Raw genomic sequence first — 19,915 nt, 5'->3', positions numbered from 1 at the left:
TGTGCCAAAAATAATGGACATATAATATGAACGCCAGGTAAATTAGTCGGGTTGGGCGCGATGCCGTTAATATCTAAAGAGGGCCTTTAGGCATTCTATGGCCCAGCCGGCTGGATCCAGTCAGTGCGCGCTGACCGAAAAGTGGAAATTAGGAATAACTGGTGTTGACGGCGTTTCGCCTGTCTGATTTGCGTATCCGTATGGGCTCTCATTTGACTTGCGGGCAGGCCGTGGCCGCTGCGAAAGCCAATTGGCCGCAGAGCCGCATCAATGGGTGCTACTACTGCGCCAACGCATGTCATACCAGCTGAGGCGTCATCCAAGGTGCCGGCCTATGCAGGCGCCCTTTCTATTGCATGTCGAAAGCGCGGCAGTCGAATCCAAGGCTCATGCCCTTCAACAGGGTCAATTTTTTCTGAGGAATGTGCGTGGCGTTTGGCTCCGGCTGGCCGCAATGCTGAACGTAAGAAAACGATGAAACGGCTCGCCAAATTCCATGGCCTTTAGGCGTCAGAAAAGGGGCGATCAGCTCGTTTAAATACGCCTTGCTCTATTGCCAAGTTGCCTCATAGCTGGATGCTCAATCAACGAACGGAGCATTCATGGCCATTTATCACACTCGCGTCAAAACGTTCAGTCGTGCCAAACAGCACTCAGCCGTCGCGGCCGCAGCCTATCGCGGTGCGTTGTGCCTTACAGACACACGCACAGGGATCGTGCACAACTATCAGACTCGTTCGGGCGTCCAGCGCGTTACCTGCATTAGTCCCATCGGCGCGCCTGAGTGGACCGAAGATCCTCAGCAGTTGTGGAGCGCAGTCGAAGCTGCTGAGAGGCGCAAAGACAGCACCGTGGCTCGCGCGTTCGAGATTGCACTACCTCACGAACTTGACGACGATCAGCGGTGGGCTTTGACGTTGGATGTGGCCAGGAAGCTGGTGCTTCGCTTCCAGTTCGCTATCCAAGTGAGCATGCACGAGCCGCCTAAGAATGCAGATGCGCGCCACTACTACGCCCACCTCCTGGCAACGACACGCAAGGTGGATGCGCAGGGACTCGCTCAGAAGACGCGTGAGCTCGATGGCGTCATCAATGGCAAGCCGCAAGTGGAATGGATTCGCGCAACCATCTTGCAATCCATCACTGCCCATCTTCGACAAGCATCAGATGCAGAGCGAGCGGCGCTGCGTGTGGAGCAACCAAAAGTTCAACCCACATCCCCGGGGCATGTATTGTCGAAACTCGTCAAAGATTTCGAGCGCGCAATGCTGGTTCACCAGAGAAAGGACATAACTCAGGCTTGGTCTGCTTCTGACGATTCCGTTGTCTTGAACAACAACGATGCAGTGCTAGCGGCATGGCAAAAAGCGAACAACGCACCATCGCAGCGCTGGTCGTAGGAAGTTGGCACCCAGAGTCCTACAACACGTGGTCTGCCTGGTGCCTCGCGCACCACGCACGCTGTCACCGCGCGATCTGGCTGGGCCCAGCACTCAGTCCAGCGTTAAGCGCCTGGTTGTTAGCGGTTGGCCAACCGTCAGTGCAGGTAGGGCTTGATGACTGCTTGGCTGAGCGTGTGGAGATCATAGCTGCCATCCACATAGCGATCTAAAGCGGCATGTATGCGGGCGTCGGGTTGCTCCCCTTGATCAGCTAAGCATCGAAGCCAGAGATGCACATGCTCTTGGCGCGATTCCGCTGTGTTTGGCTCGTCGAAGTCGGGAAAGTCTGAGGTATGTGGATTGCAGGGGAGTGTGTTCATGCCTGATTCCTAACAAGAATCAGAGTGTTGTCAACTCTCTCGTCGGCGTATGAATGCTCAGATCGGTAGTTGTAACGCGTGATGAGGAGGGTCGTGCAGGCGCGCCCAACCAGCGCTAGGCTAAAGTTTACTTCTCACCTGGCGGATACTCAGGTCGACGATTAATCGTTGCACTAAACCGGCCTTTGTAACCCGTCCGGGACATCGAGAACTGCTGCCTCCCCAGCGGACGCATCTGCAAAGGCCGGCAGTTGGTTCCGCACGGCGAGGTCTTTTGGCTTGCTGTGTGCCCTATCTGTTGGTGGCGGGGCCTCGGGTAACGGGCTCGGCCTTGGGAAGGCGAACCCGCTGTGGCGTGCACCCTGTCCGCCACGCCGCGACGCTTTGGGTTGTCTTCATCTGCTGCTGCTTGCGTGCGCTCAGATCGGCAAGGAGTAGGCTGGTTGAAAGTAGGAAAAGGCCTACCTTTACACGCGGATGATTCCGACTGGACAACGGCGGGGTGTGGAGAGAACGTGAGGCGCCTCACACTTCGAGGCGCGGAAGGGGATTGGCAATGGCAGACGATCTGAGCAAGCGCGGTCCGCCCGATGGCATTCGCATCAACGTAAATGAAGAGTGGGAGCTGCGGGATTGGTCCAAGCACTTCAACGTCACACCGGCAAAGCTGAAAGAGGCTGTGGCGGCAGTGGGCGTGATGACCAAGGATGTAAAGCGCCACCTGGGCAAGTGAGGGCGAAGAGGGCGGGATCATCCTGCCCTCTTCTTTGATCCGCTCAGTTGTCGTTGATTGCTTGGTCTAGAAGCTCATACCAGCGATTCATCTCCGCTTCGTTGCCGAACTTGATCGTCCAAACAGGCTGGTCGAGGTCGCGCACACTCACCGTCAGCGTGCCTTCGCGTTTAGTGTTGTGCCAGTGCTTTTCCCAGGCTCGCACGTCAGCAAAAGGGTAGATCTTGGTCTGGTTGCGGTCACGAAGCTTGATCCTCGCTTGCTCAGGGGACAGCGCGATGGCGCCCGGGCGGGAGAAGTAGCTTCGCGCGTAGTCCTGCTCAAAGTTGCCGCGCTCGCTCCGCAGTTTGAAACTGCGGCCCAAGCCAATAAGCACAAGCGCGGTGGCGCCGAGGACGAGCAGGAGGAAGAACGTGCCGACGGTCATGGGAATTCCTGATTGGCTCTGGGGTGATAAGCGCGGGCTGCCGTGCGAAGTGCGTCGGGGTCAATCAAAGGGTGCGACTGACGACGCCGACGACTCGGTAGTTGCCGTCCACCTCGGCGAACGTAAAGACGCCATTGAAGTCTTCGTCAAAGCGACCATTCATGGCCAAGACGCGGGCCTGGACGGGGCAGTTGTAGCCACCGTCGCCTTTCTCGCACTTGCCGATAGCAAACTTGGTCAAGCGAGCGTCGTCAGATCCGTTGGCCTTCACAAAGACAAGCATCGCGTCCTCCGCCTTGTTTGCAGACGGTCCAGCAGAGCACGCAGTCAGCAGCAAGGCGGTGGCAAGTGAAGCCAGAAGGGTCTTGGGCATGGTCATTCCTTTGAGGTCTGAAAGCGGATGGGTGAGGGCAGGGAGTGCGGACAGAGCTTTAGGCAGGTCCCGGGACTCGGCCGGAGACCGTAGGGGCCGATTGGACGAGCGCGCTTGAGCGAGCATCAGGCGATGGAGGGGTGCCGATCCGGAGCGGGCTTGCCAAAAAGGTTACGTCAAACGTATGGTGCGTTCAACGTAACTGTGCGTTGGGCGTAACTGACGTTCATCATTCCCAGATGAACGCGCTCGCCCTCTCGATCCAGACCCTTATCGCGACCCGCATGAAGGAGGTCCGCAAAGCGTCTGGCGTCTCACAGCGGGCCCTGGGGAAGAGCGTGGGGTTAGATGACAAGCGGGCAGGACCCTACATCAGCCGCTATGAGAGCGGCGTCCATGCGACCGACTGGGAAACGACCTGGAAGATCGCCCAGTCCTTGGGCGTGTCCGTGGCGTATTTGGTTGCCGAGACGGCGGAACTCGCCGAGCTGATTAAAGCCGTCCAGGACTACGAACCGGAAGAGCTTAGGGCGCTCGCGGAGGAGATCCGGGTTCGACAAGCTCAGAGCGCGCCTCAAGCTCAGGATTGACGGTGCGTTTTTCTGGTGCGGAGGGCTAAATCCCGCCGCATACTGGCCGAGGACACTAGGCGCCCCTAAGATGGCTCGACTTATCCAGCGAGCCGCCCGATGACCTCAGACCGAGAAGATCTGCGAAAAGCAGACGCAACGATGCGCTCTCGCGTCGTGGATCGAAGTGACGCCGCGCGCTTCGCAGAGACTCAAGTTCGCAATGATCCGTGGCAAATCGTTCATCGCCTTGAGGAGCACTCGATCCTGAAAGCAATGCAGGCGCTTGAAACACCTGGCTTGAAGCAGGCTCGCGAGTGGGCGGCTAAAGAACACCAGCTGTTGGACTTCGCAAAGAACCAGAACCAACTTGCCGTGGAAGCCTTGCGCCAAACAAGTCGGCTCGAGAGCTACGCGGCAGCGGCATTGGACAAGACGCTTGCGGGATGGTCGCTGTCCGTCAGTGAGGCAGCCAAGGCTGCTTACGACAGCATTACTAACATCCGGGCTTGGCAGGATCACTTGGGATACGATGCCGCTCGCCGCGCCGTCCAGGAAGCTGAGGAAACCCAGAACTTCATCCGACGAATGGGGCAGCAATTCACTGAGCGAATGGATCTCGCAAGTCAGCTGACGCAAACCGACTCGTATAGAGCATGGGCGTCGCTTGTCACAGATGAGCGAGCGCGGGAGGGTATTCGACGCATATTGGAGGATAGCGAAGAAACAGGTCTGTCCGCAGCGGTTGAACTGGATAAAGGGCGGAGCCAGGACTCGGAAGTCGCTGAAATAGACCCGGTCAGTGAGGCGTGGCTGAGTTCTTGGATCGCGTGGTGTCTAAGCGCTGCGCGCGTAGCAGGGTTAAATCCATCGCAGCGCCTCGAAGTCTTCTTGATGGCGTTGCAGTTGGCTTGTTTCATATACAGCGAAGCTAGCAGCGGCCGAGACCATGCTGAAATCGTCGCTCGGATGCAGCAACAACACCAAGCCCAGATGGCCGTTCTGCAAGCACAAGACGACAAAGCCGCGCGGCAGCTCACGCTCACTGAGGAGCTGAGAGACCTGGGTATCATTGAGAACAGCTACGAAGTGGTCGTCGATGTGGCACCCCTCCGCCCAGTGCTGCGTCAAAAACCAACCCTCGTGCTACATCGTGCCGATGAGGTTCAGGTGCTAAAAGCAGCTGGCAAGTGGCGTTATGTTCAGACTGTCGACGATGACGGGATGATAATTTTTGGCTGGGTCATGAATAAACACTTGGAACGAGTGAAAGAAAAAGACTAGGCGTTCCACTTCTGGATGGTGCTAACGAGCGCCTTCATGCGCTCGGACCAGTCGAAGCGTGTCGCCATGTTCACTGATGTGGTGTGCTCGCGTGAGGCCAGAGCAAGCTCAACCTTATCGATGCTAGCCCGATTGAGCTTGGCTTCAACGTAAGAGTCCCCCTTCTTCGACTTCGATGCGCTTGGAAAGAAGAGCTCGAACTGCGCAGGATCAACGGGATCAACTTTCATGCCAAGCGCCTTGCCAACCACTGAGCCAGGCAGGTAACTCTCAATTTCCTTGCCGGCAGTCACCCACATGTAGCCATCCGGAAGCTTTGCGATCTCCTCCTGTGCTTTGATAACCCGACGCTTTAGTGCAGCGCCCTTGGAAGATCGATCACTGTCACAGACCAAGGCGGCATTCCGATTGAGCCGGAGAAGCTGGATGAGTTCTTCGGGATTGGGTCCGGTTGGCTCCCCGAAGCTTGTGCGCGCCAGAAGCGATCCGCCGTAGAAGGCGCAGGCGTAATCGCGGCCTTCCAAGAGACTCCCTTCGGAGAAGGTCTTGATCCAATGGTTTAGGTAGATAGCATCTGAGGGACCTTCAACCCAGATGATTCCGTTCGCTTGCAAGATGTCTGACGCGCGTGCGCCTAGGTCACCGACCACTTGGGAATGATCGAAGTGTGCCGAAATCGTCTGGGTCGATGCAGCGGTCCCATCATGCGAAACCCGCACGAATTGGGCGTGACCCGAACGACTGAACTGGTCCAGGGTTGCACTGGAATGAGTGGTGAGGAAGATGGTGCAGCCGTTCTCGACGGCAAACTCGTCAATGAATTTCAGCAGACGCCGGAGCAGTGATGGATGAAGGTTGTTCTCAAGCTCCTCAAACGCAAATACGTAGTCACTCGCGCTTTTGCTTTCGAGCACGGGGACGATCAGAAGATTGAGAAGCACCAAGATAACGGTCTTTAAGCCACTGCCGGAACTGCTGAGCGGGATGAGCCCCTTGAGAGCCTCTTCCAAGAAGATCTCCCATTCGCCACTTGCCTGTTCATGAACCGAAATTGCTGAGAAGGAACCGTCCGGACCGAAGATATGGTTGAGCGCTGCTCGCAGTTCGCTTTGAATGAGGCGCCGCGTCACCATGATGTTGTCCGCCCGGATGAGGTGGTCACGGATGATGTTCGTCGCGCCTTGCCCGTCTGAGCGAAGCGCAAGCTTCGCGGCGGCAGGCTCATTACGTATGTCGCGATCAGCCAGCATGTGGCGGAAAACTTTGTCGGCAAATGGGCCCCGGAGTCGGCTTACTGCCTTGCTAAGCTCCATCTCTGTCGCTTCGTTAACTTCATGAGGGAGAATTCTGCCCCAGGCATCAGGCCTTTCCTTCGCCCGATGTGACAGCTCACTCACGAGCTCGTGGGCGTTCTCGATCCAACTCACTGGTGTGTCGACGAACCGCAGTCCGTGATGCGTCCAGTTGCTTTGGGTGTTTGGAACGCCGAGGGCACCAGAGCGCTGAGAATTGGAAAAAATTCCTTGCAGCGTCCCTTCGTCGAAGGTGCCCGTGAATCGATACGAGGCAGGAAGGCGCGACTTGGTGCGATCCGGCGAGCAAAGACTCTGGACCACTTTCAGCAGCTGCGATTTGCCGGTGTTGTTGCGCCCGATGATGACATTGATCAGCTTGAACTCGTCAAAGCCGCAGAACTCTGTGGTGAAACAGCTCAGACCCTTGATCTTGACCCCGGTGATGGGCATAGCATTCCTTGCAAATTTGGACTGGGACGAAGCGCCGCATGACGGGGCCCTCTCTGTGACCCGCATCTCAGTCTAGCGCGAGAGCAAACGGCGCCAGTGGTAACCACTGTTTAGCCATATTCATATTTCGTTCACCAAAAGATACGCACAGCGTAAGTTGTTTCGCGATTTGGCGGCGGCAACGAAGACACAATTTAGAGCGTGGAAGACCCCTAAAAATCAAAGTAAAAACCGCACTTATGGTTTCCGCTTCGCGTAAACCGTGCGGCCTGCCGGGGTTTGGCCGAGCGCGGACGCGCTCGCATTTGACCCGGTCAAATGGCCAAGCCGACAGAGCAGCCTAGAGAGCTAGGAAAGTGTGAGCTAGCGCTCGCTTACGCAGTTGCCCGACAGCACTAGACGAAGACAAGTCGCGCCTTTAATTGGGTGCTCCATTCACAGGAGCCCTACTTAAATGGCCATTTATCACGCAACACTGAAATCGTTCTCTCGCGGAAAAGGCGAGTCGTCTGTCGCCGCCGCTGCTTACCGTGCCGGGTTTGATCTTGTCGATACCGCAACAGGTCTTTACCACCGCTACTCTCATCGTCATGGCGTCGCCCATCATCAGATGCTCGCCCCCATTGGATCGCCAAATTGGTGCTATGACGCTCAGAGGTTTTGGGACGCTAACGAAGCAGCCGAAACACGTGCTAACGCCCGCGTTTGCCGTGAGGTCGAGGTCGCTTTACCCCACAGCCTCTCAGACACCCAGCGCAAAGCCCTAGCTCTGGATCTGGGGCAGCTCATGGTCGACCGCTATCAAGTGGCGGTCCTGGTTGCTATTCACGCACCTTCGAAAGAAGGCGATCAGCGTAATCACCATGTGCACTTACTGATGTCGGCACGAAAGGTCGACTCTAGAGGACTCGGCGAGCGCGCCGGATTGGCGTTCGATTCGCGGCAAGGCGGGGGTGCTAAGGCTATTCGGGAGCTTCGAAAAGCCATTGAAGGGGTCATCAACGCGCATCTAGAACGCGCTGGTGGCACTGATCGTGTGGATCATCGGACTTTGAGGGCTCAAGCGCGGGAAGCGGCGTCGCTGCAAGATTTTGCCCGAGCCAAAGAGCTCAGTCGCCAGCCAACCAAGCATCTAGGGAAAGTTCGCACTGCGATGATGCGTCAAGCCAAAAGGATGGGTGCTGAAGGCGCGACGCCATCGGGAAGCTTTGTAGAGCGAATCGTCAGTCGGCGCTTGCAAGCCGCCGTCCTGACGCATGGCGTCCCTGAGGGGCATTCCCATCAAGCCGCGTTGGCAGACCGGGCCAGGGAACAGGTCGGGTTAGCGCATAGGTCTGGAGAGCGCACCACGGCCGCCGCATCAACTTACCCAAGCGGCGAGCGCATCATGCCAACGGCTGTGCCGGTTGGGATCACCCGAAGGATTAGTCGTGTGGTGCGCCTAGCACGCTCTACGGGCCGCGACGCTGACATTCTTAACGCAGAGTCCGAACTCATCGAGCAATGGTTGGAAAGCCAGCGCCAAGCAGCCCAGGACTCGCTAGACATGCTTCGAAGTGTCGGCGGTATACAAATCGAACCTCAGTTCCAGAAGGCCTACACGACGCTCATGTGTCGTCGTGTCGATTCCTACGCGGCCAACGCATTCTTGTATGAAGACACCGAGCGCCTGGCCCAAGCCGTGATGAGCTATGCGCACGCTGTCGTAAGGCCGCAACGTGCGCGTCTCGCCTATTTCTCAGCTCGGGCAAAACTGTCTGAGCATGAAGTTACGTCGAAGTCGCGCGAAGCAGCTCGCGCAAAGCAACGCTACTTCCGAGCCAAAGCGCACATCACCAAACGCGCGGCGGCATTGCAGGTGGCCGCCATTGATCAGGCGCGGTCAGAGATGGTGGAAGCCAGCGTGCATCTGGACAGGACATTCAAGATCGAGGCATCCCCTGCTGTCACATCTCCGTCAATGCTAGAGGATGGTGATCTTGTCCAAACCGAGAAGCATGCTAGCGGTGAATTGGAACTGCGACCTCGCGCCCCACGGCCGCGTATTTGAAGCAAGGGTTTGGCGGGCGAGGAAACATCACCCGCCCATGCTCTCCCAGGATGAGATGGGAAAACTGGAATGCTTAAAGGCTAACGGATTTGACGAGCTTACGTCGCTCGCTATGGTCGTTCGGGGGTAGTCCGATGCTGTTTTCATTTGCGACAGCTTCAAGAAGCCTGTCCACTTCACAAGATAGGGTCAGTAGGGAGCTCCATTTGGCTGGGCCATCAAAGATGGCTCGCGTCCCGTCCGGCACGAGCAGAAGCTTCGCGTAGTCAGGATGGTGATAGAGGTGATCGAGATGGCGCTGCGTCTCAGCCAAGATGGCAAGTTCATACCAATGTCCATTCCGCAAAGCATTCATGTCGGCGTGGAACATGATGGCGGCAAGGTCAAAGCTTGGAAGCGCAATCTCCCGATCCGCGTCCGCTTTTATGTTCTTGATAAGTCGAATGGCCTTCTTTAGGGAGCCCATCGCGACCAGGTCACGATCTGAAACTTCCCTGATGTGCTTGAACGGGTAGTTGGTCATCGTGGCGTTGTTTCTCTTGTCCAAGATGATGACCCCGCGATCATGCAACGCCCCACTGCGTTGGTAATCGGCAGAGTCATACCAATGGGAAGGCACTACATCAACTGATCGGGCAAGGGAGCCGCCTGAAATCTTGATCGCCTTGCTTCCTCGCGTCTCTACCGTGGCTGCGGGAAATGCGTTCTTAAGTGCCGGTTCTTCCTCCGTGCGTAAGTCTTTGAGCTGCTGCAATGAGGTCAGGGCTGTGGGGTAGTAAGCGCCTGATGTTGCACGCAGGCCGCCCGGGTCGTAGCTCAGAAATTGCGGTGAAATCAGGGTTAGGAGATCCACATCGCTAACGCCTCGAATATGCACATTGAGTGGCACAGAGCCTTGCAGGTGAAATTCAAGCTTAAACCCTGCGATGCGGTTTTCCAGCTGCTTTGCCACGCGGAGAGCAGTCTCTGTGCTGATGCGGGTGTAGTCCGCATCCACTTCCTGCATAGCGCCCAACGCGTAGCGCGTATTGGGCTTGTTAGCTGCCTTTGTTTCCCACGCCTCCTGCTGTCCAATTTTCTCAAAATACTTAGCCGCAGCAGCGCTGTCTTCCGCCATCAGGCTTGCTCGATCTTCGCCACGGCGGCGCGCTCTCAGAGCAGAAATGCGCTCATCAACAGTCCTTGCCATCACTGCCTCCGAAGTGTGAGGGTGCCCGACGAGTGACGACCGTCACCATTGAAATAGTCGCCCTTGCCAGTCTTCAAATCCTTGGCAAAGATCAGTTTTGCAAAGCCACGATGGGCGCTGAGCTCTGTCTGGCCAGGCTTGGGCTCATTGCGATAGCTGTAAAGGAGAACAAAGCCTTCGATGGGGTCAGACAGCAGTCCGGCAACATCACTGTTGGACCTGGACGAATCGGCATCAAGGTGGATGCGCACCTTGTCCCAATCTTGGGTGATCGTCATCGTTCCCTGCCAATCAACGGCGAGCGAATCAGCTCGTGGAAAAGGATGGCCCTCGCAGATCCAGATGCCCGAAAGATCGGCAACCTTCAACCAGTTGGCGACAAGGGGCATACGCCAGATCCAGCGACGGAAGATCAGATAGAGAACGGCATAGACGGTGCCGGCACCAATCAGAGAGAGAGCAACGGGCGGCAGGTTCGTGCTGAGCCCAAACTGCTTTGCAAGGTCGACTGCTTGAAGGAGCACCCAGACCAAGAGACCTGAAACGACCGAAGCCGTTCGCGTCAGATACTTGCCAATATCCGCCCGATTAACCCCGCCCCGCACCACATACTCATGATCCATTTGAGTCCCCCGACTGTGCATAGGCGCACGATATCGGGAAATTGTCGCAAGAGGTGCGACCGAGCGCTTTCTAAGCGAGGCCGATAGGCCGGGCAAGGGAATGCGCTTTGACTGAGTGGAAGCCCCCGGATGAGGCCAGCGACGGCCAACAGGCTCCGCACCAAGAGCTAGCGACCGGGGACTGGCGGGGACTCTCGCGAAGGAGCGACTTGGTCGGGGCAGGCGCTGACGAACGTGGACCCACCTGATGTAGCGGCGGTGTAGCGCCAGCCTTAAATGGAGCGTCGTTTGCTGCGCAATTTATAGCAAATACAAGGTCTTGCTGAGCTAACGTGCTTAATGCTTCATCAGCGGGGTGTGTTCGGGCTGCTTCTCTGTCACGCGGGGTCCATCACAGTCGGGGGCAGCCCGGAAGGCCGCCTGGCCGGCCATTGTAGGGGAGGGGGCAGGCAGGGCGAAGCGCGCCCGGCGCAAGCGGCCTGGGCAGCGGCATCAACGCCCGTGCGTAACGCGCAGGCGGTCAGTCCGTGCGCAGCTGCAAGGTGGGATGGGCGGCGAATACCTCCATGATGATGTCGAAATAGGTCTGGCCGACGCCGCGTTCCAGCGCGTCTAGCTGGGTGGCGATTCCCGCGGCATTGAACATGCCGGGGTGCGCCTGTTTTTCCTGCAGCCAGGCACGGGTGGCCGCCACTCCGAGCGCGGCGCGGCTGTGTGCGATGTGCGTCCAGTGCACGGTGGCGGATGCGTGCCCGGCCAGTGCGCCATAACCGCCGTAGAGCAGGTCATCCAACGCATCCAGGCTGGGGCCAAGTTCCCAGTCCTCGTTGGCCATGAACACGCGGTTGATCTCGGCGTAGAAGCCGGCGATGTCGTCGATGGCGCTTCCGTCCAGCACCAGGGTGGGTCCGGTCATGCCCGGGTCCGTGCGTGCAGGGGCCGCGTGCACCGGGCGATGGTTGTCGAGGGCAGGGCGGTGTCATGCATCGGCAGCAGTCCTCATGATGCGTTGGGTGGGTGATCGTCCGGGACGCGACATCGTCGGTCACCCTGGCGGGTTCCAGTGATCGATTGTGTGCGCAACAGGGTGAGGCACGGCGCTTTGCCATCCAATGAATGCCCGGGTATCCACTTCGGCGTCCCGTTCGATGCGTCAGACGACCTGCACACGGCGGCAAGCTCCGTCGGGTGGATGGCTGCGGCCTGAACGCCCCCACGTGCCTTGACGCAGTGTCGACGCGAATTCACCCGGGCTTGCCGCAGGCAGGCAGACACTCGGCCCATGTTCCATAAACAGGGATCGACCATGAAGACGAGCATCCGCGTGTTGTGCCTGGGCAGTTTGCTGGCGGTGTCGGCAGTGGCTGGCGCGCAGACCTACGGCCCCAAGGACGAAGGACGCCGCTTCAACGACGGCAGCAAGGTCGTCTGCCACAACGTCGAGGTCCAGCGTAATTCCAAGGATCCCAATCGCATCACCGGTACGGCGACCGGTGCGGTGGTCGGTGGCCTGCTTGGCAACCAGGTGGGCGGCGGCAACGGCAAGAAGCTGGCCACCGTTGCCGGTGCCGTGGCAGGCGGCGCGGCCGGGCGCCAGATCCAGGGCAACCAGCAGTCCAAGAACGGTGACCGCGTGGTCGAGCGTCGCTGTGAGCGTCAGTACCGTTGATCGATCGTAGTCGCTGCAGCCTTGGCTGTCGCGCCCGTGGTGATGAAATCAGATGGCGGCCTCCGGGCCGCCATTTTCATGGGCCGTGATGCGGCGCAGCGCTGAATGCCTTGGTTCGCACGCAGCCGGGCTGGCCGTTCAAGGGCGTGATCACCGCAGCGGCGGACTGCCTGCCAATGTGCGCGCGCCGGTGATGATCATCCGCAGCATCTGGGTCAGCTGCTCGATCAGTTCCGGATCTTTCTCCGGCGGCAGGTCAACCGCCGTCGCACCCATCGCAAACACCAGCCGGGTGATCGCCTTGGAGGCCAGCGCCGGTTCGTGCAGGCGCGCGCCGTCGGCGGCGGCCAGGCGGATCAGATCCACCCGCAACTCGTCTTCGAAGTAGTTCAGTTCGCGGTCGACCGCGTGCTTGAACGCATCCGAACCCGCGGTGCCCTCTCGCAGCAGCACGTGCAGCAGCCGATCATCGGCGCGCAGCTGTTCCATGAAGGTCTCCACCGAGAGGCGGATCACGCTGCGGTCGGAGGAGGCTGCCCGCTGGCGGGCCTCGCCGATGATCGTGCGCAGCGAGCGCCCGGCCAGGTCGATCAGGGCCACGGTCAACTCGTCCATGTCGCGGAACTGGCGGTAGAACGAGTTCGGGGCGATCCCGGCTTCACGCGCGACCTCGCGCAGGCTCAGCGTGGAGACGCTGCGGTGCGGCCCGATCAGGGCCAACGCGGCGGCCAGCAGATCCTCGCGCGAGATCGAGGCTTTGCGCGCGGGATGGGCGTCGTCGGAGGCGGGCAGGGGCAGGTCTGGGGAGGTCATCAGGGGCAGCGCGGTCAAGTCCCTGAATCATAGCCCGTCCCGGCAATATACAACTGTATACACAGTCGTATGCTCGGCCGTATAGTGCACAGCATGAGCACCGTCCCGCGCATTGCCGCCCGCCGTCACGCCGCCAGCCCCCGCCGCTGGGTCTCCGAGGAGCTGTTCGACTTCTGGGGAACCCGCCTGCATCCGCTGTGGACCTTGCGCCGCCCGTTGGCCCGGCTGGTGTCGCGCACGGCCGAGAGCGCGGATGCGGTGACCCTGGTGCTCACGCCCAACCGCCATTTCCGCGGCCTGCTGCCGGGCCAGCACGTGACCCTCGGCGTGGAGGTCGACGGGCGCCGCCTGTCGCGCAGCTACAGCCCGACCGTGTTGGCCGATGGGCGGCTGGCCATTACCGTCAAAGCGATTGCCGGCGGCGCGGTCAGCCAGCATCTGGCCGGTGCCGCGGCGATCGGTGAGGTGTTCGAACTCGGCCAGGCGTTCGGTGAGATGACCTTGCCGACGCCTTCCAGCGAACGCCTGCTGCTGTTGGCCGCCGGCAGCGGCATCACCCCGATGCGCGCGCTGCTGCGCCAGCTTGATGGCGCCGGCATGCCCGGCCAGGTGGACCTGGTGTACTGGGCACGCCGCCGCGAGGAACTGTGTTTTGCCGATGAGCTGGCCGCCCTCGCGGCACGCCATCCGTCGTTCACGCTGCACATCGCGTTGACCCGCGACCCGGCGGCGCCCGCTTCGCGTGTCGATGCGTTCGCGTTCGACGCACTGGGCGATCTGAGCAGCGCCCGTGCGCTGGTATGCGGCCCGGGTGGCTTCGTCGATGCAGCGCAGGCGCGCCTGCAGGGCCAGGTCGCCTCGCTGCAGTCCGAAGCGTTTACCCCGCCGGTCCTGCCCGAGGCCGAGAGCGGCACGGTGCAGGTCGAGCTGCGCCGCAGCGGGCGCACGCTCTCCTTGCCGCGCGGCACCTCGCTGCTGCAGGCGCTGGAAGCCGAAGGGCTGCGCCCGGCCAGTGGCTGCCGGATGGGCATCTGCAATACCTGCGTCTGCGGCAAGGTGTCCGGCGTTACCCGCCACACCCTCACCGGTGAACACGCGGCCGAACCGGCCACGCAAGTGAAGCTGTGCGTGAACAGCGCCAGCACCGACCTGATCCTGGAGCTGTGACCATGTCTTCCGTGCACAACCGCGCGCTGTCCCCGGCCGAACTGCAGGCCTTCGGCGATGAACTCGATGCCCTGCGGGCGCGCCATCTGGCCACGCTGGGTGCGCGCGATGCGCGCTATATCCGCCGCGTCGTGGCGGCGGTGCGCTGGACCGGCGTGGCTGGCCGCGCGCTGCTGTTCCTGGGGGCGTTCGTACACAGCGTGCTGATTCCGGCATGGATCGCCGGCGTGGTGATGCTGGCGCTGTCCAAGATCCTGGAAAACATGGAGCTGGCGCACAACGTCATCCATGGCCAGTACGACTGGATGGGCGATCCGCAGCTGCAGGGCAGCACCTATGAGTGGGACATCGTCGGCACCGCCGACAACTGGCGCAAGACCCACAACTTCCGCCACCACACCTACACCAACGTGCGCGGGCTGGACGACGATATCGGCTACGGCCTGCTGCGGATCTTCCCCGAGCAGCGCTGGCGCCCGTTCTACCTGATGCAGCCGGTGGTGGCGGTGGTGTTCGCGCTGCTGTTCGAATGGGGCATCGCGATACAGGACCTGCGCCTGGGTCGCGTGTTCGCCGGCAAGATGACGCTGCGTCAGCTGGGCGCGCAGTTCCGTCCAGTCGGCCGCAAGATGGGCAAGCAGATGTTCAAGGACTACCTGCTGTTCCCGGCGCTGGCCGGCCCGTTCTTCCTGCCGGTGCTGCTGGGCAACGTGGTGGCCAACCTGATCCGCAACGTGTGGACCTACGTGATCATCTTCTGCGGCCACTTCACCGCCAACGCGGAGACCTTCCCGAAGGAATGCGTGCGCGATGAAAGCCGCGGCCACTGGTACCTGCGCCAGCTGCGCGGCTCGTCCAACCTCACCGGCGGCAAGCTGATGAATGTCATGTCGGGCAACCTCAGCCACCAGATCGAGCATCACTTCTACCCGGACATCCCGGCCAACCGCTATGCCGCGATCGCCGTGGAAGTGAAGGACATCTGCGCGCGCTACGGCCAGCACTACAACACCGGTTCGCTGCCGCGGCAGTTCGGCCAGGTGATGTGGCGGATCGTGCGCCATGCCTTCCCGAGCAAGCCCGGCCGCGCACGGGCACTGCCGGCGGTGGGTGAGGCCAGCCGACAGCCCGGCTGAGCCGGGCTAGAGCGGCAGTTCCAGCTGAAGGCGCAGCAGTGGCGATGCCCTGCGCTGGCGCCGCAGCTGCTCGGTACCGTCTTCGCTGACCCGCTCCTGCCCCGTGTGCAGCGCCCGGTGCAGCGCGTTGTTGAGGCTCAGCCGCAGCTTGCTGCCTGCGCGCAGCGACCACAGCGAGTACAGGTCCAACTCGCGCCCGTACGCACTGATCTCGAACTGGCCGGGGCTGACCTGCACCGTGCCGCCAGTGCGGTAGGTGTAACTGCCGCCGACCGTCCAGCCGGTGCGGATCTCGTAGTCCGCGCCCAGGGTGCCGCTGAAGCGCACCTGCTCATCAAGACGGTTGTCCGGACCGGGCACATCATCCACGCGCGAATCGTTGGCGGTCGCATTGAAACGCACCGCCACGGCCGGCGCGCCTGCGATCAACTGCGGCAGACGGAATGCCGTATCCATCTCCAGCCCCCAGGTCATCGCGGTGCCGCCGTTGACCGGCGTGGCCACCCAGCGCCCGTCCTGCAGATGCGTTTCAGTGCGGATCACCTCACTGATCCGGCGCGCATAACCGCCGATGCTGAGCTGCGCGCCGTCGTTGCCGTAGGTTTCGTAGGACAGGTCCACGCCGGTCGCCAGTTCGGGCCGCAGCGCCGGGTTGCCGCGTTCGTCGGGGTTGAGCGGGCGGTTGTTGGTCGAGGTGTACGGGCGCGGAATCAGCGAGGCCAGCGTAGGCGATCGATAGGTGCGGGTCAGCGCGACGCGCAGCTGGTCGCCCCGGGTGCCGGGCATTTTCCAGAGTGACTGCAACACCGGTGAGAGCACCTGGTCACGGCGCTGGATGCCGCTGAAGCTGCTGCCGTCACTGCGGGTATCGATCTGTTCCCAGCGTGCGCCGGCATAGAGGGACCAGCGCTCGCTCAGCGAGATGTCATCCTGCACGTACAGCGCCAGGCGACGGATGCGCGCGTCGAAAGCCAGGTCGCTGATCGCCACCAGGCCGCCCTCGTGGACAGGCAACAGCTGCTGCACGCGTGCTTCATCGCGGCGATCCTCGCTGCCCTCCCAGCCGAGCTGCAGCGCATGCCGCCCGCGGGCGGGCAGCGTGTACTTGCCACTGCTGTTCAGATCGCCCACGGTCAACCGCGCGTCGGTGTGGTCCTCCAGGTTCTGCCGCCCATCCGCTGCCTGGCCCTGTTCCCGATAGGTGTAGCGCTCGCGGTTGCCGCCCAGGCGCAGTTTGGTGGTGAACGTGCCGCCCCGTTCGAACGCCCGCGTCCACGTCACGCTGCCATTGGCCTGCGCCACGTCGATGCGCGTGCGTTGTTGATAGCGGGTGGTCTGCAGTGGGGCGCCGAGCGTGGTGGCCCAGTCGATGTCGGTGATGCGGTTGAACCGGCTCGCATCGGCGAAGCCCTGCAGCGCGAAGGTATCCCCGTTCTCCAGCGTCGCTTCAAAGCTGGGGGCCAGTGAGAGCACATCGCGGTTTCCGCTGGCGCGCAGGGAGGTGTCACGCAGGGTGGTCGGTGTTCCCTGCCGATTCCATGCACGCTCGGTACCGGTTTCCTCGACCAGGAACTCGCGGCGCGATGCGGTCGCCGTGATCGCGCTGCTGCGGTGGTCGGCGCGCCGGTTGCGCTGCCAGCTGACCGAGGGCGTGTTCCGGCCATTGCTGTTGCCCCAGGCCACCGACAGCTGCCCGCTGTCCTTTCGCGCGCCTGCGGCCAGCACGATGTTGATCGAGCCGGCGATCGCTTCGGCGCGCTGGTCGGCGGTGGGTGCGCGGATGATCTCCACGCGCTCGACCATCTCCGGCGTGAGCGAGTCCAGGTCGAACCCGGCGGGCGCTTTCTGGCCGTTGAGCAGGATCTGGATATAGCCCGCACCCAACCCCCGCAGTGACAGCGTGCCGCTGCGGCCGGGCGCACCCGTGCCGACGGTAATGCCGGGCAGGCGTTTGAGCGCATCCACCAGACCGATGTCGCCGTACTGGCGCAGCGCTTCAGCGCCGACCACGATCCGGGTGGCGGTGTCCTCGCGGCGTGCGTCGTACACGGTGCCCTGCACCTGCACGGTCTCCAGTTCGGTGGGCGGCGGCGCCTGCGGTGCGGGCAGTGACTGTGCAGCGCTGGAGAACGCGGCACACAGCGGGGTCAGGGCAAGTACGGTGCGGAACGTCGGTGACATGGGGCGGTCCGTGCAGGAGGGCAGGGGCATTTCGCGGGGCAACACGCGCCCCTCCTGTGGCCAGGAAAACGAAATGCAGCGGAGGGGCGGATGTGTGGGGGGAGCGGTCAGCCGGTCATGGCAGATGCGCCTGCGGGTCGACGCGCTCGCCGTTGCGGAGCATTTCCAGGTGCAGGTGCGGACCGGTCACGCGTCCGGTGCTGCCGACGCGGGCGATCTGCTCGCCGGCCTGCACCTGCTGCCCGACCACGACATCGGTGCCCTGCAGGTGCGCATACAGCGTCTGCCAGCCTTGGCCGTGATCGATCACCACCACCGTGCCGTACTGGGGACCGTCCGGGTAGGCAGTCGTGGCCGCGACGACGCGCCCGTCGGCGGGGGCCAGCACGGGCGTGCCGGAGCGTGCACCGAAATCGGTGCCGCGGTGCGGCCGCTGCCGGATGCTGCCGGTGTCGCCGAAGTGACCGGTGACCCGCGGTGTCGCCAGTGGCGCCTGGAAACGTATCTCGCTGGAACGCTGGCGCAACGGTGGCAATGGCAGGGGCAGTACGGCATGCGTCATCGAGGCCGCAGGCGGCGCATTGCCGGCGGCAGGATCCGGCAGCGGCCGCGCCGTACTCGCCTGCATCACCATCAGCAGACTCCCGACCAGCAGCGCGCTGCCCAGCAGCATCACACGCCGTGATCGTGCCAGCGGCCGCGCGGCATCGCCATGCAGCATGTGGCGGATGCGGATTTCATGGCCGGCCAGATCGCGGTGGGTCAGTGCCTGGGCAGGCGTGTGGGCGGCGGCGGACAGGCGCAGCGTGCGCACATAGGCGGTGGCGAACTCGCGTCCGCCCTGGGCATCTTCGGCGAGTGCCCGCGCATCGCAGCGCAGTTCTGCCGCCAGCTGTACGCGTGCGGTGAGGCGGGGCAGGAACGGGTTGAACCACAGCAGGGCGTTGATCACCGCCATCAGACCCGCGCGCTGCGGATCGCGGCGCACCAGGTGCGCTGCTTCATGGCCGAGGATCAGGCTCAACGCACGGTCCTCCAGGTGTGCCAGGGCCGACCGGGGCAGCACGATCATCGGTCGTGGCCAGCGCACTGCGAACGGGCTCACCGGCATTGCGCTGACGCGACAGACAACGCCGGCCGACATCAGCCGCTGCGCGCAGGCACGGCTGCGCGGTCCCGGCCAGTCTGCGGGCGCGATCGGGGTCGTGGCGCGGCACAGCCGGGCCGTGGCCCGCATGCCGTAGGCCACGCGCAGCAAGGCGACACCCAGGCCGGCGAAATACAGCGCCGCCAGCAGCATGGCGGTGTAAGGACGCACCCAGGGGGAGGTCGCCGCAACGCCGCCGGCGGTGCCGGCGTCTCCCAGGTCCAACGCGACCGGCAGCGGCATCGTCAGCACGGGCGGCAGCGCGACAAGCGGTGCGGGCACCCACAGCGCCACCAGCGTCGACAGCAGCACGGGCATCACCGCCAGCAACCACAGCCCCAGCCAGTAGCCATAGGCCGCGTGGGACAGGCCCAGGTGGCGGTGGAGGCGTTGGCCGGCAACCCAGGCCAGACCGCCAGCGGCGAGGGCGCCCGCGGCCTGCACCGCCCAGAATCCCAGCGTCAGGCTCATGCCTGGTCGTCCTTGGCAGGTGCACGCAGCAGCGCGTCGAGCTGCTGCAGCTCCTGTTCGCTGAGCAGGCGGCTGTCGGCGAACGCCTGGGCCGGCAACGCGCCATCGATTTCCAGCACCCGGCGCGCGAAGTCGGTGCTGAGGGCGGCCAGCGTGGCGACCTTGCCGACCCGGGCGCGGTACATGTTCAACCCGTGCTCGACGGTTTCTTCGACCAGTCCCTTGTCGACCATCCGTTCCAGCGTCTTGCGCGTGGAGGAATAGGACCAGTCGAGCGCGGCCACGGCGCCGTTGTGGACTTCGCGCGCGCTGCAGGCGCCCTGGCGCCACAGTGCCTTGAGCAGTTCGAGCTCGGCGTTGGAGGGGGTAGGCAGCGCGGACATGGGAATCCCGGTTTGGCGGAGTGTCGCAAGTGTGCGACATATGTCGCACGGAATGCAACCGCAAGGGCATTGATGCGGATCAATGCCGTCACAGGTGGGGTGCGTACCATCGCGGTGTGCAGCGCGGTGTGCAGCGCGGTGCCAGGAGGGGGCCGCGAGCGGTAGGGAAGCCGTGCTGCCGGGCGCCGGGTCA

General features: G+C 62.2%; 19 protein-coding genes. 8 read left to right on the top strand and 11 right to left on the bottom strand.

What is annotated here, in order from left to right:
- Positions 1-602 precede the first annotated feature (602 nt).
- Positions 603-1,400, top strand: a complete 798-nt coding sequence (locus POS15_RS11315; protein ID WP_284128190.1) for a MobA/MobL family protein — start codon at positions 603-605, stop codon at positions 1,398-1,400.
- 137 nt (positions 1,401-1,537) lie between these two features.
- Here the strand turns inward: POS15_RS11315 and POS15_RS11310 are convergent, their stop codons facing one another.
- Entirely contained in the window at positions 1,538-1,762 is a 225-nt protein-coding gene (locus POS15_RS11310) for a hypothetical protein (protein ID WP_284128189.1), read from the bottom strand.
- A 556-nt stretch (positions 1,763-2,318) separates the two neighbouring features.
- On the opposite strand from POS15_RS11310, the gene POS15_RS11305 reads away from it, so the two are divergent.
- Positions 2,319-2,495, top strand: a complete 177-nt coding sequence (locus POS15_RS11305; RefSeq protein ID WP_284128188.1) for a DUF3606 domain-containing protein — start codon at positions 2,319-2,321, stop codon at positions 2,493-2,495.
- A gap of 43 nt (positions 2,496-2,538) precedes the next feature.
- Here POS15_RS11305 and POS15_RS11300 read toward each other — a convergent pair whose 3' ends face one another.
- Both POS15_RS11300 and POS15_RS11295 read right to left on the bottom strand, forming a co-directional pair.
- On the bottom strand, positions 2,539-2,922 hold the full coding sequence (locus tag POS15_RS11300) for a hypothetical protein (protein WP_284128187.1): 384 nt from the start codon (positions 2,920-2,922) through the stop codon (positions 2,539-2,541).
- Between the two features lie 64 nt (positions 2,923-2,986).
- The gene (locus POS15_RS11295; protein ID WP_284128186.1) at positions 2,987-3,295 is read right to left on the bottom strand and encodes a hypothetical protein; all 309 of its coding nucleotides are present in this window, start codon (positions 3,293-3,295) and stop codon (positions 2,987-2,989) included.
- A gap of 239 nt (positions 3,296-3,534) precedes the next feature.
- Here POS15_RS11295 and POS15_RS11290 point away from each other — a divergent pair, with 239 nt between their 5' ends.
- Positions 3,535-3,885, top strand: a complete 351-nt coding sequence (locus tag POS15_RS11290) for a helix-turn-helix transcriptional regulator (RefSeq protein ID WP_284128185.1) — start codon at positions 3,535-3,537, stop codon at positions 3,883-3,885.
- Between the two features lie 141 nt (positions 3,886-4,026).
- On the top strand, positions 4,027-5,148 hold the full coding sequence (locus POS15_RS11285) for a hypothetical protein (protein WP_284128184.1): 1,122 nt from the start codon (positions 4,027-4,029) through the stop codon (positions 5,146-5,148).
- On the opposite strand, the gene POS15_RS11280 is transcribed toward POS15_RS11285, so the two are convergent.
- Positions 5,145-6,893, bottom strand: coding sequence for an ATP-binding protein (locus POS15_RS11280; RefSeq protein ID WP_284128183.1), 1,749 nt, complete (start codon positions 6,891-6,893; stop codon positions 5,145-5,147). The two genes, POS15_RS11285 and POS15_RS11280, sit on opposite strands and share 4 nt — an antisense overlap.
- Positions 6,894-7,347: 454 nt before the next feature.
- Between POS15_RS11280 and POS15_RS11275 the strand changes: the two genes are divergently transcribed.
- Positions 7,348-8,943: a MobA/MobL family protein gene (locus tag POS15_RS11275; protein ID WP_050483479.1), complete on the top strand. Its 1,596-nt coding sequence runs from the start codon at positions 7,348-7,350 to the stop codon at positions 8,941-8,943.
- A gap of 73 nt (positions 8,944-9,016) precedes the next feature.
- On the opposite strand, the gene POS15_RS11270 is transcribed toward POS15_RS11275, so the two are convergent.
- The 3 genes from POS15_RS11270 to POS15_RS11260 form a co-directional block, all read right to left on the bottom strand.
- Positions 9,017-10,132, bottom strand: coding sequence for a hypothetical protein (locus POS15_RS11270; RefSeq protein ID WP_284128182.1), 1,116 nt, complete (start codon positions 10,130-10,132; stop codon positions 9,017-9,019).
- Positions 10,132-10,755 (bottom strand): hypothetical protein, encoded by a 624-nt coding sequence (locus POS15_RS11265; protein ID WP_032956555.1) that lies wholly within the window; start codon positions 10,753-10,755, stop codon positions 10,132-10,134. The genes POS15_RS11270 and POS15_RS11265 overlap by 1 nt, the downstream gene beginning before the upstream one ends.
- A 520-nt stretch (positions 10,756-11,275) precedes the next feature.
- A complete protein-coding gene (locus POS15_RS11260) occupies positions 11,276-11,671 on the bottom strand; it encodes a barstar family protein (RefSeq protein WP_284128181.1) in 396 nt (131 codons plus the stop codon).
- A gap of 390 nt (positions 11,672-12,061) precedes the next feature.
- Here POS15_RS11260 and POS15_RS11255 point away from each other — a divergent pair, with 390 nt between their 5' ends.
- A complete protein-coding gene (locus tag POS15_RS11255; protein ID WP_019184476.1) occupies positions 12,062-12,424 on the top strand; it encodes a glycine zipper 2TM domain-containing protein in 363 nt (120 codons plus the stop codon).
- A gap of 150 nt (positions 12,425-12,574) precedes the next feature.
- Here POS15_RS11255 and fabR read toward each other — a convergent pair whose 3' ends face one another.
- Positions 12,575-13,237: an HTH-type transcriptional repressor FabR gene (gene fabR, locus POS15_RS11250; RefSeq protein ID WP_026069985.1), complete on the bottom strand. Its 663-nt coding sequence runs from the start codon at positions 13,235-13,237 to the stop codon at positions 12,575-12,577.
- Between the two features lie 93 nt (positions 13,238-13,330).
- Between fabR and POS15_RS11245 the strand changes: the two genes are divergently transcribed.
- Positions 13,331-14,404: a ferredoxin reductase gene (locus POS15_RS11245; RefSeq protein ID WP_284128180.1), complete on the top strand. Its 1,074-nt coding sequence runs from the start codon at positions 13,331-13,333 to the stop codon at positions 14,402-14,404.
- Positions 14,405-14,406: 2 nt separating this feature from the next.
- A complete protein-coding gene (locus tag POS15_RS11240; RefSeq protein ID WP_019184473.1) occupies positions 14,407-15,540 on the top strand; it encodes an acyl-CoA desaturase in 1,134 nt (377 codons plus the stop codon).
- Between the two features lie 6 nt (positions 15,541-15,546).
- Here POS15_RS11240 and POS15_RS11235 read toward each other — a convergent pair whose 3' ends face one another.
- The 3 genes from POS15_RS11235 to POS15_RS11225 form a co-directional block, all read right to left on the bottom strand.
- A complete protein-coding gene (locus POS15_RS11235) occupies positions 15,547-17,721 on the bottom strand; it encodes a TonB-dependent receptor (protein ID WP_284128179.1) in 2,175 nt (724 codons plus the stop codon).
- 115 nt (positions 17,722-17,836) lie between these two features.
- Positions 17,837-19,339 (bottom strand): M23/M56 family metallopeptidase, encoded by a 1,503-nt coding sequence (locus tag POS15_RS11230; protein ID WP_284128178.1) that lies wholly within the window; start codon positions 19,337-19,339, stop codon positions 17,837-17,839.
- Positions 19,336-19,722 carry a BlaI/MecI/CopY family transcriptional regulator gene (locus tag POS15_RS11225; RefSeq protein ID WP_019184470.1) on the bottom strand — a complete coding sequence of 129 codons (387 nt, stop codon included), beginning with the start codon at positions 19,720-19,722 and terminating at the stop codon, positions 19,336-19,338. The genes POS15_RS11230 and POS15_RS11225 overlap by 4 nt, the downstream gene beginning before the upstream one ends.
- Between the last annotated feature and the right edge of the window lie 193 nt (positions 19,723-19,915).

The organism is Stenotrophomonas sp. BIO128-Bstrain, assembly GCF_030128875.1.
Lineage (GTDB): Bacteria > Pseudomonadota > Gammaproteobacteria > Xanthomonadales > Xanthomonadaceae > Stenotrophomonas > Stenotrophomonas bentonitica_A.
This window is presented reverse-complemented; position numbering and strand designations above follow the sequence as displayed.